17 protein-coding genes and 1 pseudogene are annotated in these 15,035 nt (G+C 60.8%); 10 read left to right on the forward strand and 8 right to left on the reverse strand.

The window, feature by feature from the left end; all coding sequences use genetic code 11:
* Positions 1-14: 14 nt before the first annotated feature.
* The gene (locus tag BLU48_RS04865; protein ID WP_057024566.1) at positions 15-680 is read right to left on the reverse strand and encodes a TetR/AcrR family transcriptional regulator; all 666 of its coding nucleotides are present in this window, start codon (positions 678-680) and stop codon (positions 15-17) included.
* A gap of 121 nt (positions 681-801) precedes the next feature.
* Here BLU48_RS04865 and BLU48_RS04870 point away from each other — a divergent pair, with 121 nt between their 5' ends.
* Complete coding sequence (locus BLU48_RS04870; RefSeq protein WP_057024567.1) at positions 802-2,019, forward strand: MFS transporter; 1,218 nt, start codon at positions 802-804, stop codon at positions 2,017-2,019.
* Positions 2,020-2,031: 12 nt separating this feature from the next.
* On the opposite strand, the gene BLU48_RS04875 is transcribed toward BLU48_RS04870, so the two are convergent.
* Entirely contained in the window at positions 2,032-2,472 is a 441-nt protein-coding gene (locus BLU48_RS04875) for a hotdog fold domain-containing protein (RefSeq protein ID WP_057024568.1), read from the reverse strand.
* Between the two features lie 133 nt (positions 2,473-2,605).
* Between BLU48_RS04875 and BLU48_RS04880 the strand changes: the two genes are divergently transcribed.
* The 5 genes from BLU48_RS04880 (at position 2,606) to BLU48_RS04900 (ending at position 6,643) form a co-directional block, all read left to right on the forward strand.
* Positions 2,606-3,223, forward strand: coding sequence for a TetR/AcrR family transcriptional regulator (locus BLU48_RS04880; protein WP_057024569.1), 618 nt, complete (start codon positions 2,606-2,608; stop codon positions 3,221-3,223).
* 52 nt (positions 3,224-3,275) lie between these two features.
* The gene (locus tag BLU48_RS04885; protein ID WP_057024570.1) at positions 3,276-4,487 is read left to right on the forward strand and encodes a YeeE/YedE family protein; all 1,212 of its coding nucleotides are present in this window, start codon (positions 3,276-3,278) and stop codon (positions 4,485-4,487) included.
* A 28-nt stretch (positions 4,488-4,515) separates the two neighbouring features.
* Positions 4,516-5,010 carry a GNAT family N-acetyltransferase gene (locus BLU48_RS04890; RefSeq protein ID WP_057024681.1) on the forward strand — a complete coding sequence of 165 codons (495 nt, stop codon included), beginning with the start codon at positions 4,516-4,518 and terminating at the stop codon, positions 5,008-5,010.
* Between the two features lie 90 nt (positions 5,011-5,100).
* Complete coding sequence (locus tag BLU48_RS04895; protein ID WP_057024571.1) at positions 5,101-5,643, forward strand: cysteine hydrolase family protein; 543 nt, start codon at positions 5,101-5,103, stop codon at positions 5,641-5,643.
* A gap of 4 nt (positions 5,644-5,647) precedes the next feature.
* Complete coding sequence (locus BLU48_RS04900; protein WP_057024572.1) at positions 5,648-6,643, forward strand: GlxA family transcriptional regulator; 996 nt, start codon at positions 5,648-5,650, stop codon at positions 6,641-6,643.
* On the opposite strand, the gene BLU48_RS04905 is transcribed toward BLU48_RS04900, so the two are convergent.
* Positions 6,615-6,785, reverse strand: a complete 171-nt coding sequence (locus tag BLU48_RS04905; protein WP_068967515.1) for a DUF2986 domain-containing protein — start codon at positions 6,783-6,785, stop codon at positions 6,615-6,617. The two genes, BLU48_RS04900 and BLU48_RS04905, sit on opposite strands and share 29 nt — an antisense overlap.
* Before the next feature lie 153 nt (positions 6,786-6,938).
* On the opposite strand from BLU48_RS04905, the gene panB reads away from it, so the two are divergent.
* Entirely contained in the window at positions 6,939-7,754 is an 816-nt protein-coding gene (gene panB / locus BLU48_RS04910; RefSeq protein WP_057024573.1) for a 3-methyl-2-oxobutanoate hydroxymethyltransferase, read from the forward strand.
* On the opposite strand, the gene BLU48_RS04915 is transcribed toward panB, so the two are convergent.
* Together BLU48_RS04915 and BLU48_RS04920 are read right to left on the reverse strand one after the other, a co-directional pair.
* Positions 7,742-9,136, reverse strand: a complete 1,395-nt coding sequence (locus BLU48_RS04915) for an aminotransferase-like domain-containing protein (protein ID WP_057024574.1) — start codon at positions 9,134-9,136, stop codon at positions 7,742-7,744. The two genes, panB and BLU48_RS04915, sit on opposite strands and share 13 nt — an antisense overlap.
* 23 nt (positions 9,137-9,159) lie before the next feature.
* Positions 9,160-10,188, reverse strand: coding sequence for an alpha/beta hydrolase family protein (locus BLU48_RS04920; RefSeq protein ID WP_057024575.1), 1,029 nt, complete (start codon positions 10,186-10,188; stop codon positions 9,160-9,162).
* Positions 10,189-10,420: 232 nt separating this feature from the next.
* Between BLU48_RS04920 and BLU48_RS04925 the strand changes: the two genes are divergently transcribed.
* The 3 genes and pseudogenes from BLU48_RS04925 to BLU48_RS32185 form a co-directional block, all read left to right on the forward strand.
* Positions 10,421-10,933 carry a hypothetical protein gene (locus BLU48_RS04925; RefSeq protein ID WP_124356216.1) on the forward strand — a complete coding sequence of 171 codons (513 nt, stop codon included), beginning with the start codon at positions 10,421-10,423 and terminating at the stop codon, positions 10,931-10,933.
* A 79-nt stretch (positions 10,934-11,012) separates the two neighbouring features.
* Positions 11,013-12,371: a hypothetical protein gene (locus BLU48_RS04930; RefSeq protein ID WP_124356215.1), complete on the forward strand. Its 1,359-nt coding sequence runs from the start codon at positions 11,013-11,015 to the stop codon at positions 12,369-12,371.
* A 73-nt stretch (positions 12,372-12,444) separates the two neighbouring features.
* A pseudogene (locus BLU48_RS32185) lies at positions 12,445-12,568 on the forward strand (MerR family transcriptional regulator); the annotation flags it as partial.
* Between the two features lie 74 nt (positions 12,569-12,642).
* Here BLU48_RS32185 and BLU48_RS04935 read toward each other — a convergent pair.
* From BLU48_RS04935 to BLU48_RS04945, 3 genes are all read right to left on the reverse strand, one after another.
* A complete protein-coding gene (locus tag BLU48_RS04935) occupies positions 12,643-12,948 on the reverse strand; it encodes a DUF6124 family protein (RefSeq protein ID WP_057024577.1) in 306 nt (101 codons plus the stop codon).
* Positions 12,949-13,286: 338 nt separating this feature from the next.
* Entirely contained in the window at positions 13,287-13,898 is a 612-nt protein-coding gene (locus BLU48_RS04940) for a DapH/DapD/GlmU-related protein (RefSeq protein ID WP_057024578.1), read from the reverse strand.
* Positions 13,899-13,974: 76 nt separating this feature from the next.
* Positions 13,975-14,985 carry a GlxA family transcriptional regulator gene (locus BLU48_RS04945; RefSeq protein WP_057024579.1) on the reverse strand — a complete coding sequence of 337 codons (1,011 nt, stop codon included), beginning with the start codon at positions 14,983-14,985 and terminating at the stop codon, positions 13,975-13,977.
* Positions 14,986-15,035 lie beyond the last annotated feature (50 nt).

Raw genomic sequence — 15,035 nt, forward strand, 5'->3', positions numbered from 1 at the left:
GACCGTGTTCTTCCTTACGACTGTGATGTTTTCAACAGCGCTGGCGTGCCGTGACGAATAGGCGCTGCCGTAGAGGCCGCGATGTCCCAGGTCAACAGCAGATGGTTGATCGCCGCATCGATCTGCTCATGGGGTGTGTTATCCCGTGCCTGGATCGACACGCCCTGCAAGAAGCAATCGAACAGGGTCGCCATCGCCTCAACATTCAGCGTGTCCGGCAACTGGCCGGCCTGGATCGCCCGCTGTACACACGCGACAATTCCCGCCCGGGTTCGCGCCCGGGATTGGGTCAGCGCGTTCACCACCCGCGCATGCTCCGGGCTCGGCGCGCTCATCACCCCCAGTGTCACCATGCAGCCCTTGGGGTGGGCGTCGTCGCATTGCATGCGCGCTGACTGGCGCAATGCGGTTTCGACGGCCCGGCGTGGCGGCAGACTTTCATCCCACAAGCATTCGGTGACCTGGGCGTAGGTTGCCAGGTAGCGCTGCACGCACTCATCGAACAGTGCTTCCTTGGAGCCGAACGCGGCGTAGAAACTCGGTGCGGAAATGCCGCCACCCAGGCCCGTCTTGAGTTGAGCAAGGGAGGTGGCGTCGTAGCCGTGCTGCCAGAACAGGTGCATGGCCTGTTCAACGGCCTCTTCTCGGTCGAAGCTGCGGGGGCGGCCCATTTGCGCCATGACGGCAATCCTCTTGGGGAGATGAGATAAATACTAGTCGATACATAAGTCGTTGACAATGCGACGCCAGGTCGCGCAACATTTGTATCGATCAGTACTTAAATCCGCCAAGGAGTTTCCCATGACACCCTCACTCAGCCTATCGGCGTCGTCTGAACGCTTGCCCATCGGCGCGCTGCTCGCTCTGGCCATGACCGGTTTCATCTGCATCGTCACCGAAACCCTGCCCGCCGGGCTGTTGCCGTTGATCAGCGCAGGCCTAGGCATTTCGCCGTCCATGGCCGGGCAGATGGTCACCGCGTATGCGCTGGGCTCGGTGCTGGCGGTGATCCCCATGACCATCGCTACTCGTGGCTGGCGCCGGCGTAATGTGCTGCTGCTGACCATCGTTGGTTTTTTGTTGTTTAACTCCATCACCGCGTGGTCGTCTCACTATGGCGTGACCCTGGTGGCGCGCTTCTTTGCCGGCGTTTCGGCAGGGTTGGCCTGGAGCCTGCTGGCCGGTTATGCGCGGCGCATGGTAGCGCCACAGCAACAAGGCAAGGCCCTGGCCTTGGCGATGGTCGGCACGCCGATTGCGCTGTCACTGGGTGTGCCGCTGGGCACCTGGCTCGGTGGCCTGGTGGGTTGGCGTACCACATTCGGCCTGATGTCGGTGCTGACGCTAGGGCTGATCGTGTGGGTGCTGGTGAAGGTCCCTGACTATCCGCCACAGCCTGCGCATCAGCGCGTGTCCCTTGGCAAAATGCTGACTACGCCCGGCGTACGCCCGGTGCTGGCGGTCGTCATCAGTTGGATGCTGGCCCACAACATTCTGTACACCTACATCGCGCCATTCGTGGCGCGGGCTGGCTTGGCGAGCAGGGTCGACCTGGTGCTGCTGGTGTTCGGTGTTGCCGCATTGGCGGGTATATGGCTGACGGCGCGTTTGGTCGAGCCGATGCTGCGCAAAACCGTGCTGGCGAGCCTGGGAGTATTCGCGGCGATCTGTGTGGCGTTCGGCCTGCTGGGCAGCCAGCCGGCAGTGGTCTACCTCGGCGTGGCGATATGGGGCCTGAGCTTTGGCGGCGCCGCCACCTTGCTGCAAACCGCCCTGGCCGATGCCGCCGGTGACGGCGCGGATGTAGCGCTGTCACTGAACGTAGTAGCGTGGAACAGTGCGATTGCCGGCAGTGGCGTGATCGGCGGGGTGCTGCTGGAACGCTGGGGCGTGGCCGCGTTTCCCTGGGCGATGCTGGTATTGATCATCCTCGCACTGCTGATCGCCTGGACGGCGCATGCCCATGGTTTCAAGCCGGGACGGCGGTCTGCCAATGGGCCTGCGGCGGCGGGGCACTGAATGGCCGAGTGCCTAAGCGAGTTTCACATTCATGGTGATGTGGGCGGTGAACACCTTGATGTCGCTCGCATCGAAGATCTCTACCGGCACGATCTTGTCCCCCGCGGTTTGCCAATCGATAGCGCTGCCGTCGGCGACGGCGCGGATATCGGTTTTTGCCTTGGCCAAGTATTCCACGCTCATGCCCTTGGGGATCCAGCGCGCGCCAGGGGGGATCGACGCGTCCGTCATCATGCCGCCGGCCAGTTCAGCGGCGTTGCACAGCGCGATGGCGTGCACCGAAGCCAGGTGATTGGTGATTTCCTTGCGAAACGGCACGGTGACCACCGCGTGGTTGGGCTTCAGCTCGGCGATTTGCGGCGTGATCGTGCTGAAGTAAGGGGCCATTTGGCAGGCCAGGTTGCTGAATGCGGCGGGGCCGACGCTATTGAACATGCTCAGGGCTTGGCTCATAGGAATATCCTCAGAAGTGGTTTACAGAATAATATTCTGTAACAGAACAATATTCCGTTATTTCCCTGTCTGTCAACCAAGCTTTCTCTGGCGGTCGCTCAACCTATAAACTGTTTTTATTTGGCGTCCCCCCATGCACTCCATCGATCTTATCGAGCGCACCTTTCCCGGTCGGCGCAGCGACCTCAAGCGCACCATCCTGCGTGAAGCGCTGGCGTGCTTTAACGAGGCGGGTATCGAAGCGACCAATATCGAAACCATCCGTGCGCGCTGTGATACCAGCGTCGGCGCTATCTATCACCACTTCGGCAATAAAGAGGGCTTGGTGGCGGCGCTGTTCTTCGCTGCGCTGCAAGACCAGGCCAGTTTGCGTGATCGCTACCTGCAAACGGCGGACACCGCCCACGCCGGCGTGGTCGGCCTGGTGTACAGCTACGTTGAATGGGTCAGCGCACAGCCGGAGTGGGCGCGGTTTGTGTTCCAAAGCCGTTTTGCCGTGTCCAACGGCCCGTTCAAGGACGAGCTGATTGCACGCAACCAGCAGCGCAACCAGCAGTTGAAAGCCTGGATGAGTGGGGAAGGGCGCAAGGAGCACTTCAACCATTTGCCGGCAGAACTTATCCCTTCCTTGATCATTGGCGCGGCGGAAAGCTACTCCCGCGCGTGGTTGTCGGCGAAGGTCAAGAAGAGCCCCTTCGAGTACCGTGAGCTGCTGGCCGAAGCAGCGTGGAATTCCTTGAGTCTCAAATAGGACCGCACCTGAAGGGTCTATACTGGCCTTCTTCAAATACATCGAGATCCCCATGAGCACCTCTGTTTCCCTGACGCCTGCGCGCAAGCCTGCCGCGCCACTGATCGCCTTTATCATCCTGGTGGCGGGCGCCCTGTTCCTGCAAAACACGGTGGGTGCGCGCCAAGTGCTGTTGCTGGTGGTCGGTGCCGCCCTGGGCCTGACCCTCTACCACGCCGCCTTCGGTTTCACCTCGGCCTGGCGCGTGTTTATCAATGATCGGCGTGGCGCCGGCTTGCGTGCGCAGATGGTGATGCTGGCGGTAGCGGTGCTGCTGTTTTTCCCGGCGCTGGGCGCGGGCAGCCTGTTCGGTCAGCCGGTGGCCGGGTTGGTGGCGCCGGCCGGGGTGTCGGTGGTGTTCGGCGCGTTTATCTTCGGGATCGGTATGCAACTGGGCGGCGGCTGTGCATCGGGTACCTTGTTTACCGTGGGCGGCGGTAATGCGCGCATGCTGGTGACGCTGTTGTTCTTTATCTGTGGTTCGTTGATCGCCACCCATCATGTCGATTGGTGGTTTGCGTTGCCGTCGTTCCCCGCGGTGTCCATCGTCAAGAGTTTCGGTGTACTGCCGGCGTTGGTCCTGAGCCTGGCGCTGTTTGCGTTGATTGCGCTAGTCACGGTGCGCCTGGAAAAACGCCGCCATGGCCAGCTTGAACAAGGCCTGCACAGCGAGCACCAAGGCCTGCGCCGCTTCCTGCGTGGGCCTTGGCCGTTAGTGTGGGGCGCGATTGGCCTGGCGTTGCTCAACTACGCCACCCTGGCCCTGGCCGGGCGGCCGTGGGGCATTACTTCGGCGTTCGCGCTGTGGGGCGCCAAGGTGGCGAGTGGGCTGGGCGTGGACGTGACGAGTTGGGCGTTCTGGCAGATGCCGGGCAATGCCAAGGCGCTGGCCGCGCCGGTATGGGAAGACATCACCAGCGTCATGGATATCGGCATTGTCCTCGGCGCGCTGCTGGCGGCGGGCCTGGCCGGGCGTTTCGCGCCCAGCCTGAATATTCCGGCGCGCTCGTTGATTGCGGCTGTGATCGGCGGCCTGATGCTCGGTTATGGTTCGCGCCTGGCCTACGGCTGCAACATCGGCGCCTATTTCAGCGGCATCGCTTCGGGCAGCCTGCACGGTTGGGTGTGGCTGGTGGCGGCGTTTATCGGCAACAGCGTGGGCGTGCGTCTGCGGCCGTTTTTCTTCGCGGGCGAACGGCCCCAGGTGGCTTTGAGTGGGTGCTGAGCGGCCCGCCCACATTCGCTTGGCGCGCATGGAGGATGCCGGACTATTGCCCGCCATCGAGCGCTCTGCCGCCCAAGCGTTCCGGGCAATCGAGGGGCTGGGCTGGCTGGCGGATGCCGCGCCGATCAGCGTCGAGCGCCATCGGCAGTGGATCGCCTTGATGACCTGTTGGGTAGTGGTTGATGAGCGCGGCCAGCCCCAGGGTTTCCTCAGCGCAGAGTCTGTCGGTGACGACCTGCATATCCATGAAGTGTCGGTGGCCCAGCCGCTGCAAGGCCAAGGCTGGGGCCGCAAGTTGGTGGAAACGGCGATGGGCCATGCACGTGCTCGGCACCTGCGTGCGGTGACGCTGACCACTTTCCTGCAGGTGCCGTGGAATGCCCCGTTCTATCGGCGCCTGGGGTTTGTAGCGCATACCGATCAGCGTTTGGAAAATCTCCTGGCGGATGAGTATGCCCATGGCTTCGAACCTGGCAGCCGATGCGCCATGGCCTGGTCGGTGGGAAGTCCGAATCCGTCCTGAAGTAGTCCGTCGCGCGTCTGTCGTGCGAAGTGTGTTGCCCATACCATGGCTGCATCGTTCAGCCACTGATACAAGCCACAAGGACAATCCATGAGCCGTAAAGCCCTGATCGTGATCGACGCCCAGCATTCGTTCCGGCATTCAACCTACTGGTCCGAAAATGACCTGCCCGATTACCTGGAAAAACAACAGGCCCTCATCGATGGTTGTGTTCAGCAAGGCATCCCGGTGGTACAAGTCTTCCATGTTGAAGACCAGGGGCATTTCTCCATGCAATCGGGCAACGTCAGGGCATTGAGCGAGTTGTCGATCGATCCGCAGTTGGTAATCCACAAGCGCTACCACAGTGCCTTTGCCGGTACGCCACTGGCTGCTCGCCTGACGGAGATGGGCGTCACCACGCTGATCATCAGCGGCATTCGCACCGAGCAATGCTGCGAGACCACCACACGGCAGGCTTCGGACAGCGGCTTTGCGGTGGATTTTGTCAGCGAGGCGACGCTGACCTTCCCGATGACTCATGTGTACAGCGGCCGGGTCTACACGCCGGCTGAGATTCGCCAGCGCACGGAGCTGGTCCTGGATGACCGATTTGCGCGCATTGTGACGGTCGCCCAGGCCCTGGCGGGATGAGTCAATGAGCGTGCCGGTGCTGTTCGTGTTGCTGCCCAATGTGCTGATGCTCGACCTGGCGGGGCCTGCCGAAGTGCTGCGCCTGGCCGCGCAAGTCGACGACCCGACGGCTGTGGATTTCGACTTGCAATACGTCAGCCCGGTGGCGTCACTGCACACGTCCATCGGCTTGCCGCTGACAGGGTTGGCGCCACTGCCACCGGCCCTGGCCCCCGGTACCCTGGTAGTGTTGGTGGGTTCCACGATGAAGGTCGACAAGGTGCACCAACAGGCTTTCGAGTCGGCCAGCAACCACCTGACCCACTGGCTGCAAAGCGTCTTCGCGCCCTCCGCGGAACGCCTTGTGTGCGTATGCGCCGGTGCATTGAGTGCCGCCAGGGCCGGATTGCTCGATGGGCGCCAATGCACCACGCACCACTCGTTGTGCGCCACCTTGCAAGCCATGGCGCCCAAGGCCCGGGTCCTGGAAAACCGCCTGTACGTGACCGATGGCCCGGTCAGTTGCAGCGCCGGTGTCACGGCCGGTATCGACCTGATGCTGCACCTCGTCGCCGAACTGGCCGGGCCACGGCTGGCGTGTGCGGTAGCGCGGGACATGGTGGTGTACCTGCGCCGCAGTGGCAGCGACCCGCAGCTGTCGCCCTGGATAGCCGGGCGTAATCACCTGCATCCCGCGGTGCATCGGGTGCAGGACGCTATCGCAGCGGCCCCCTGTGAAGCCTGGACGGTGACACGCATGGCTGCCCTGGCCTGCACCGGCAGCCGCCACCTCGGGCGCTTGTTCCAGGAGCACGTAGGAATCAGCCCGCTGGATTACCTGAACCGCCTGCGTCTGGCCGTGGCTCGTGAACTGCTGAGCGAGTCTGACCTGGCCATTGAAACTGTTGCCGAGCGCGCAGGCTTTGGTTCGGCGCGGCATCTGCGGCGTATCTGGGGCAAATATGAAGCGGCCACCCCTTCAGCGGTGCGCCTTATTCAGCAGGCGTCTCGGGGGATGTGACAGGGCTTTCACCGGCCTCGGTCTCCAGCTTCAAACGGTCGGCCTTGCTGATGTATTTATCTTTGCTTTTTGGCGCCAGCTTGGCACTGGCCTTCTTGGCTTTGGCCTTGAAGAGCTGCTGGAGTTTTTTCTGGCGGTTCATGTCTTGCTGCCTGGGGAGGAAAGGAGTGGATGATACCAGCTTGAAAAAACATGGCCGGGCCTGGGTCGCTTTTTCGCGGCAATCTGTGCATTGAACGGGGCTGGGTTTTACCAATAATCAGGTCGGGTATCCAGCGCAAACGGAAGCCCCCCAATGAGTATCCATACCCGCACTAAACGCACCACCGTTCCCCAATTGGTTGCCATGAAGGGCCAGCAGAAGATCGTCTCCCTCACCGCGTATTCCAGCGCTATCGCCAAGCTGATCGACCCGATTGTCGACTTCATCCTGATCGGTGACTCCACCGCCATGGTCGGCTATGGCCGCGCCTCGACCTTGAGCATGCAGCTCGAAGAAATCATCGGCCACACTCGGGCGGTGGTCGACAGTACCCGCTTGGCCTGTGTGATCGCCGATATGCCGTTTGGCAGTTACCAGGAATCCCATGAGCAGGCGTTTCGCAATTGTGCCCAGGTGCTGGCGCGTACCGGTTGCGATGCGGTCAAGTTGGAGGCCAATCAGGCCCTGGCCGGTACCGTGGAGTTTCTGGTTGCACGGGGTGTACCGGTGATGGCCCACGTGGGGCTGATGCCGCAGTTCGTCAATGTGATGGGCGGGTTCAAGGCCCAGGGGCTTACGCCTGAAACAGCTGCAATGATTGCGGCAGATGCCCGCGCCAATCTGGAGGCCGGTGCTTTCAGCCTGCTGCTGGAGGGCGTGGCCGAAGGCGTGGCTCGCCAGATCACCCTGGACTCAAGCAAACCCACGATCGGTATCGGTGCATCGCCGGCATGCGACGGTCAGGTGCTGGTCACCGAGGACGTGCTGGGCCTGGGCGGTGGGGCGATGCCGCGCTTCGTCAAGCAATACGCTGACGTGGGGGCGGTGATTCGTGACGCGTGCGAACGTTTTGCCGACGATGTGCGCCAGGGTCGTTTTCCCGAAGACCGGCACTGCTACGGGCTTTGACGCAACGCCTGGGCCAGTAGCTGGACGGCCTGGGTAATGTCCTTGCTCCAGTCGAGTGTGTAGCTCAGGCGCAGGTGATGAGACCAGGCGCCTTGCTGGCTGAACAGTTCGCCGGGGGCGATGACGATACGCTGGCTTAGCAAGTGCGCGAACACCTGGCGCATCTGCACGGGGCGCGTGGCCTCCAGCCAAAAGCTTGCGCCACCGAGGGGGGCGACCACGCGCCATAGGTCATCGCCATGGGTGTGCAGCAAGGCCTTGAGCTGGGTCATGCGCTCCAGCAGCAGTGGCCGCAACGCCTTCAGGTGAGCGTCGAGACGTTGGGTCGTGAACAGCCTGGCAATGGCTTTCTGGCGGATCGGCGAGAGGCGAAAACCGCGCTCCAGAAACAGCCGCTGCAACGGCGCCCCGGCACCGCGACACAGCACATAGCCGTAGGGCGCCTCCGAGCCGATGACTTTGTCGAAGGTCGAAAACACCAGCAGTTTGTGCGGGGCGGCATAGTCGCGATAGCGCGCCGGTTGCGGGCCAAAGTACAGCTCGCCGTAGGTATCGTTTTCGAACAGCCAGATATCGCGCTCGGCTAACCACTGGCAGATCTGCTGTTTGTCCTGTGGCGGCACCACGCCTCCCTGGGGCATATTCACCGTCGACGACAGCACCGCCAGTCGGATCGGCTCACGCTTGAGCAGCGCACCCAAAGCGTCCAGGTCGAAACGTCCATCCGGGCCGAGCGGCATCTCGATCACGCGGATCTTCGCCGCCTGCAATTGCCGCAGTATCGCCCACGAACAGGGTGACTCCACCAGCGCGAGCGTGCCGGCCAGCTCCAGGGCGTTGAGCGAGACCTCCAACACACTGTGCAGGTCCGAGCCGATATACATCTGGTCGGCCTGCCAGTAGTGCGCCGTGGAGCGGCTGTAACGTTCGGCCAGGGCGGTGCGCAACTCGGGTTCCCCCATTGGCAGATACAGCGGCGCCAGCGAGCGCGGGTACTGCCGGGTCAGTTCCCGCTCCAGCATCAACAAAGGCTGCTCCAGCGACAGCAACATCGCTGGCGCGTCGCTGCTCAGGGCCAGCATGCCGGGTTGGCGTGCGTTGGCGAAGACCTGGTCGAGCAAAGAGGATGAATTTTGGGAGAGTGCGGGAGCCGGGCTCGGCTTGATGAAATACCCGAGCTTGGGCCTGGCCTGGATCCGCCCTTCGTCTTCGAGTAAGGCATAGGCGTACTTGGTGGTCGACACCGACACGCCCAGGCGCTGGGCCAGTTCGCGCAGGGACGGCAATTTGCGTTCGCCGTCGGCAGGGCAAGCCTCGATCAGCTCGATGAGGTAGCGGTACACCGCCTGATAGGCGAAGGTGGATGATTTGCCGCTATTCATCGCCGTGGTCCTGAATTAATGGTTCAGCGTGCCAGGAACTCGCTGATCAACGTGATCACCTGCTGCTGGATCACCGGGCGTGGCCGCGCATCCTCCCCGTCCTGGCAAATAATGCCATCGCCGGGCACATCGGCGTCGAGTATCGCCGCCGCGCCCGGTTTGCATTGGGACATAAAACTAAAATGGCTGGCGTCGCGGATCTCCACGTACTGCGTCGAGGCTTTTGGCAACCGCTTGGCCATGTCGGCCGATTCCATCTGCGCCGGCAAATCCGCCGACGGCGCACCGGCGGCTATCACCAAGGCCCGCACTGGTAGCACCGCCAGGCTCGCATCGGTAAACCCGCGCGACAGGCCCAGGTCCAGAGACACCACGGCGCTGACACGTTTGTCGCTCAAGTCCGCAGCCAATTGCTCCTTACCGTTCGGAGTGCCTTCAGGGTTCATCTCGCGGTAGGCGGTACAGGCGACCAGCGTCGGGTGGGCGCTGCAGTCTCGGGCAAACAGCGCCGGATCAAAACGTGCACCGGCCATCTCCATCACCGTCCAGCCCCCCAGGGAATGCCCCACCACGGCGATCCGGCCGTTATCCACCGCACCGAATGACGCCGGCTGCGCCAGCAACGCATCAATGGCCCGGCTCAAATCCTGCGGCCGTTGCCATAACTGCGCAGCGGCGTGGGCGCTGCGGTCCTGGCTGGTAGTGCCCGGGTGGTTGACCGCCGCCACGATATAACCCTGCTGCGCCAACGCACTGGCCAGCCACGCCTGTTTGCCCCAATTGCCACCGTAGCCGTGGGAGAGCACCACCAAAGGATGCTTGCCCGGCGTCGGCGCTGCATCCGCAACCGCCAGCACGCCGATGAACACCACATTGTCGGCGATCAGCTTGGGGTTGGCATTGGTGGTGGCGGGGTACCACACGGCCATTTCCAGCGGGCGGTTGTTAAGGGTGTCGGGCAGGGTGGTGGTTTGGAAGCCGATGGGGTTTTCAGCGGCGAATGCGGGAGCGGTCAGGCACATCAGCAGCAGAGCAGCGAGGCGGGCTTTCATGTTTTATTCGTCCTTGAAAGGGAGGGCGCAGCATGACCTGAAACGGTCGGTTCAGGTAGAGGGGAGGCGGGACTACGAAGTGGCTGACAGAGTCCTACTGCTTGGTATTACAGATGGGGACTTCACGTTTTTAGGAAGTAGCTGGCTTACCTGAAGCTGTAAATCATGCAGTGTTGGAGCGTGAATCCTACTGGATGTGTCGACACTGACCTTTAATTAAAGGGTGATGATTATGGAGCTTATAAGTGCATCACTTGGTTCGAAGCCGAGGTATGACCTGTCTGGCCGTAGTTATTTAGTCTTTTTGCTGATCGGAATAACTTTTTCCCCCTCCGGTGTAGTTAATGCCGAGGAAAAAATGATCAGTAAAACGGTCACGCCCACTGTTATCAACGTCATTTCTATTGGTGGGACTGGACTGGCCATTTTTAGCTTGTCCCCCAGCGATTTTCCAGCCGGTTCCTTCGGCGTTCCCAAACAGTTGCTAGGGATTGATTGGAATACGACCTCCTATCCCGAAAACATAAAGGAAAGCGTTGAGTTGTGCTATTCGCGTCCTTATAACACCGCCCAGCGAACGTGTGTGCCGATTTGGCCTGGATCTTCCGGAACGTCGACCGACTTCAATGATCAGCCCTTCGGCCAAGGTGCGGGCGTGACCATCAAGCATCATGTTTTGGGCGGCGGTGCACGACTGGGTTATCCCGCTGGCAGCGACACCGTGACAGTTCGGTATAGGGACTAAGTTGCGAGCCCCGCTCGCGATCAGCCTGCGGGGCTTACTTGCAGCTCAAAAGCGTTGTTAATCGATCGCGAGGCCATTTATGGTAACTATCAACGTTGATACGTCGTTAGCCAATAATCGCCTGGGTAGTACTGTTGTCCGTGACTTGAGCCCAGCCTCGGTGTTGCCTCTTCGAGACCCTATCGGCGCGCCTGCCGTTGTTGAAGCCGATGCTGACAACACCTTATCGATCCTGGCGAGGCAACTAAGTGACGCTGCCAACCATGACGCCGGCATGCGTCAAGCAGACCCAGGCAACAACCTCTCCAACCCGCTCGATGCGATCAGCGACGAAAGATATTTCGCTGACAAAGCTCAGCATGATGCTGAGGTTCCCGATACTCACGTTCTGGAATTGCTTGAGCGCGCCAAGCAAGCCACCGCCTTTGCCAACGGTTTGGCCAGTAACCCTTTCAAAGGACTCGCGGTCGATCAATTGACGCTGATTGCTCGCGACGAAAGCGGTACGTTCACCGTCAACGAACGGCGCGCAGCCTGGCAGGAGGTTCGCCTGAATGAACAGCGGGTCAGCGCCTCTTCAGGTTCCGCCATTGGGCGTGAACTCATGATTTCTCGGCTCTTCCTGGGGCATGAACCTGCGGTGGCCGAAGGCACCCTGACCTCTAGCAATATGGCCCAAAGCAGTTACGACTTCCTGACTCGTGATGATCGCAGCCTGTTGTCAGACATGTACGCCTATGCGCAGGAGCAAGGAGCCGACTTGGCATATGTCGACATGCTGGCCTACGACCTCGGCAACTACCGCCATCACGACAATGGTCGCCAGCTCTTGAGCGGTAATAATGGCTACAACCAGGAGGGGCGCCGGGTGACGTTCAACTTCAAGGAGCATGATGTAGCTGCGGCATCACGCATTCTGAACGGCTCGGCCATTGACTCTACCCGCTTCGAACAAGGTTTTTTGCGTCATGTCCTGAACCCGGACTTCGGCGCGCTGAGCAATATGGGCAGCATTGCCTTCCTTGAGCAGATGGTGCTGAAGTTTTCCAGTGCAGGTGCCACGCAAGCTTCGTTGGGCAGGGAGTTCGCGACTTACACACCGATAAGTATCAACGACAATATGGTGGTCACAGTAGCCGAAGAGGTAACGCTCACATTTGATGAGCCCGTGCTTATCAACACCGATGGCATCTGGACCATCACCGAAAAAGGTAAGGCCGCGGGTTACACCATGGACCCGGCCACCGGAAAACCGCGTCGGGCGGCTGCGCCTTCAGTCGACGACAGGCAGCCGCACAGCGTCGTCGATGAGGCCGTAGCCGACCCTTTGAAGACGCGCTCTCTGGTAGACACCCTTGCAGGCACCCCCGATCAGTCCACCCCGCGATGGCGCTGGCCTGGGTATTTATTAAAATTGATGAAAAATCCAAAACCATGAGGAGGGGTGCAATCACACGCCTTGGCCACCCATTGACTTAGGTTTAAAGCCAACTTTAAGGTCAATGGTTTTCGAAGGTAAACCCGAGGGTGTGGCATGTGCAGAATGCGCAGCTGCTGATTAATCGTCTGCGCGAGGAAGGGGTGGCTCCAGCGTCTTCCAAGAGAAAGGGCGCCCGCCAGGCCCCGAAGGCCTGACCGGCGCCTAGGCGCTGCCGAGTCGTCGTGAAGTCGATCATGACGACGCGGCGGTCTATCGGGTGGCTGCAAGACTAGCTAACCGTTGAAGCACTTTCCCTCGCCATCAATTTGTCCACCAACAAAACCCCCAATTCACTCAGCTGATGAATCGCCAGCGCGACATCGCGCTGTTTGCCTGACAGTTCATCCGACAGGTCAAGCAATAACGCTGTCACCGAGGAAAAGGTTTCGTAGCTGTTGGCGATGAGCATTTCGTTGCTGGCGTCGTCGGCAACGCTGAACAGCGGTGAGGGGGGTGGTTCGGCGTGGGTGTTAAGGGATGCCTGATCAAGCTTGAGGTTTGGATCGTTTGGAGGGTTAGGCGTGATTTTGTACATATGCGTAATTCCTGAGTGGCGCCGACACCGTTTCGCTACTAAACGAAAGGGTGGCAGCTGTACGCAGGTTAGTAGACCGGGGAATTACACAAAGCCGGCGCACCCGAAGGTGCCCTACGCACAGCCACCATCAGGCACAGACAGGAACGTCTGATAGATGAAGCTCATGCACTAAGTGTAATTGACCCTCGGGCTACTAAACCCGATCACTGAGTTGTCAGCGACCGAGCCACCTTAGAGACGCCCATCCAAGCGCACAAGCCGGCGGATTCTGACGCAACTGTAGGCAATGGAGCAAGGTGGTGCAGCGCGCTGTAGGACATGTCTACGGGCTATCGCTACTCGTAGGCGAACTGGTCAATCAACCCCAAACGCGGAACACGACTGTTTGGCTCTAATATTGCGCCTGGAGCAATGACGGCATTCGCGCCGATTTTGCAGCCGTCGCCTACCAGGGCACCAAATTTGTTCACCCCTGTGTCGATCACATTGTCTGCGTAGCGGATCTGGATATCCGCCCCATCCAACTCATTCCGGTAATTGGCGATGATTGCACCGGCTTCAATATTTACCCCTTCGCCAATCAATGAATCGCCGACAAAGTTGAAGTGTGCCAGCTTGCTTGCGGCCAGCATGAAGGTGCTTTTCAGTTCGCAGCTTGGGCCCACAATGCAATGGCTGCCCAGATAAACGCCGCCACGCAGGTAGGCTCCCGCTGCTACGAATGAGCCTTCGCCGATGATGATCGGGCCTTTCAACACAGCGCCTTCTTCGACAATGGCGCTTTCGTGGATGGCACAGTCTCCGTGGCGCCGGTAGCCCGTGCCGAGGCGTGACAGCAAGGCCAGAACCTGGTTTTCGCAGTCTTGAGACACCCGCCAAGCGGCAGGCTGCGTCACGCCAAGGGCGGGCCATTGAGCAATGAATGTACTGATCTCAGGTAGCTTCATGCAGAGCGCTTCCGATGTCGGGGTGGGAAGATAGAGCCGCGCTGTTAATGGTAGGGCAGGGGGCTCAGGCCACATCTTACAATGGGCTGCCACCGATCTGCGTCACCCCGAAGAAAGCCGCCGACTCGCCCACCCCCAGGCAAAACATCTTCCGATACTCCGAAGGCGACGTCCCCAGCTGCGCTGCAAAATGCTGCCTCAACGACAGCGCGGTGCCAAACCCCACTTCGCCTGCAATGCATTCAACCGGCAGTTCCGTGGTTTCCAGCAGCGCCTGCGCCCTGGCTACGCGCTCAGCGTTCAGCCATTTGAACACGGTGGTGCCGGTGGCTTCCTTGAAACGGCGGGTAAAGGTGCGCCGGCTCATCTTTGCCCGGTCGGCCAGCACATCGAGCGACAGGTCGCTGGCCAGATGGACGCGCGCCCATGCCAGCACCTCCGACAGGTGTGTCTCGCTTAAGAGTTGCGGCACGGAGTGTTCAACGTATTGCGCCTGGCCACCCTGGCGGTGGGGCGGGGTCACCAGCATTTTTGCGGTGCGGTTCGCCACATCGGCGCCGAGCCGCTGGCGTATCAAGTGCAGGCAGCAATCGATGGCCGCGACGGTGCCGGCGGAGGTGATGATGTTATCGGCACACACATAAAGCGCCTCTGGCCTGAATCGCGCACTGGGAAAGCGTCGCGCAAACTCGTCGCGGGCGGCCCAGTGGGTGGTGGCTTCCTTTTCGTCCAGCAGGCCAGCATCGCCCAGCACGAATGCGCCCAGGCACAAGCCGACGATCAGCTTGCCCTGTGCGTCGGCCAGTTGCAGCGCTTGGACGAGCGTGGGAGAGGCCACGATCGATTGATCGCCCCAGGCGGGGATGATGATGACGTCGGCGGTGTGCATCAGTTCCAGGCCCAGGCTTACCGACAAACCCAGGCCCTGGTCACTGCTGATCGTGCCAGGCACTTCTGCGCAGTAGCTGATCTGGTAATGAGGCTCGTGGGTTGTGGATTGGGCGGTTCCCAGCACCATCCCCGGCACGGAAAGATGGAAGAGGCTTACGCCATCAAAGGCGAGAACGGCTACGCGGATGGGAGGCATGAGGCCACCTTGGGGGCGGGATCGAATGGCCCGATTATATCGCTATCTGT

Source organism: Pseudomonas synxantha, assembly GCF_900105675.1.
GTDB lineage: Bacteria > Pseudomonadota > Gammaproteobacteria > Pseudomonadales > Pseudomonadaceae > Aquipseudomonas > Aquipseudomonas synxantha.

Coding starts and splice junctions, on each gene's coding strand:
- BLU48_RS04925 (WP_124356216.1), top strand. CDS start 10,421: ATGGAGCTTATAAGTGCATCACTTGGTTCGAAGCCGAGGTATGACCTG.
- BLU48_RS04930 (WP_124356215.1), top strand. CDS start 11,013: ATGGTAACTATCAACGTTGATACGTCGTTAGCCAATAATCGCCTGGGT.
- panB (WP_057024573.1), top strand. CDS start 6,939: ATGAGTATCCATACCCGCACTAAACGCACCACCGTTCCCCAATTGGTT.
- BLU48_RS04945 (WP_057024579.1), bottom strand. CDS start 14,985: ATGCCTCCCATCCGCGTAGCCGTTCTCGCCTTTGATGGCGTAAGCCTC.
- BLU48_RS04870 (WP_057024567.1), top strand. CDS start 802: ATGACACCCTCACTCAGCCTATCGGCGTCGTCTGAACGCTTGCCCATC.
- BLU48_RS04890 (WP_057024681.1), top strand. CDS start 4,516: ATGGAGGATGCCGGACTATTGCCCGCCATCGAGCGCTCTGCCGCCCAA.
- BLU48_RS04915 (WP_057024574.1), bottom strand. CDS start 9,136: ATGAATAGCGGCAAATCATCCACCTTCGCCTATCAGGCGGTGTACCGC.
- BLU48_RS04885 (WP_057024570.1), top strand. CDS start 3,276: ATGAGCACCTCTGTTTCCCTGACGCCTGCGCGCAAGCCTGCCGCGCCA.
- BLU48_RS04935 (WP_057024577.1), bottom strand. CDS start 12,948: ATGTACAAAATCACGCCTAACCCTCCAAACGATCCAAACCTCAAGCTT.
- BLU48_RS04880 (WP_057024569.1), top strand. CDS start 2,606: ATGCACTCCATCGATCTTATCGAGCGCACCTTTCCCGGTCGGCGCAGC.
- BLU48_RS04940 (WP_057024578.1), bottom strand. CDS start 13,898: ATGAAGCTACCTGAGATCAGTACATTCATTGCTCAATGGCCCGCCCTT.
- BLU48_RS04900 (WP_057024572.1), top strand. CDS start 5,648: ATGAGCGTGCCGGTGCTGTTCGTGTTGCTGCCCAATGTGCTGATGCTC.
- BLU48_RS04895 (WP_057024571.1), top strand. CDS start 5,101: ATGAGCCGTAAAGCCCTGATCGTGATCGACGCCCAGCATTCGTTCCGG.
- BLU48_RS04875 (WP_057024568.1), bottom strand. CDS start 2,472: ATGAGCCAAGCCCTGAGCATGTTCAATAGCGTCGGCCCCGCCGCATTC.
- BLU48_RS04905 (WP_068967515.1), bottom strand. CDS start 6,785: ATGAACCGCCAGAAAAAACTCCAGCAGCTCTTCAAGGCCAAAGCCAAG.
- BLU48_RS04920 (WP_057024575.1), bottom strand. CDS start 10,188: ATGAAAGCCCGCCTCGCTGCTCTGCTGCTGATGTGCCTGACCGCTCCC.
- BLU48_RS04865 (WP_057024566.1), bottom strand. CDS start 680: ATGGCGCAAATGGGCCGCCCCCGCAGCTTCGACCGAGAAGAGGCCGTT.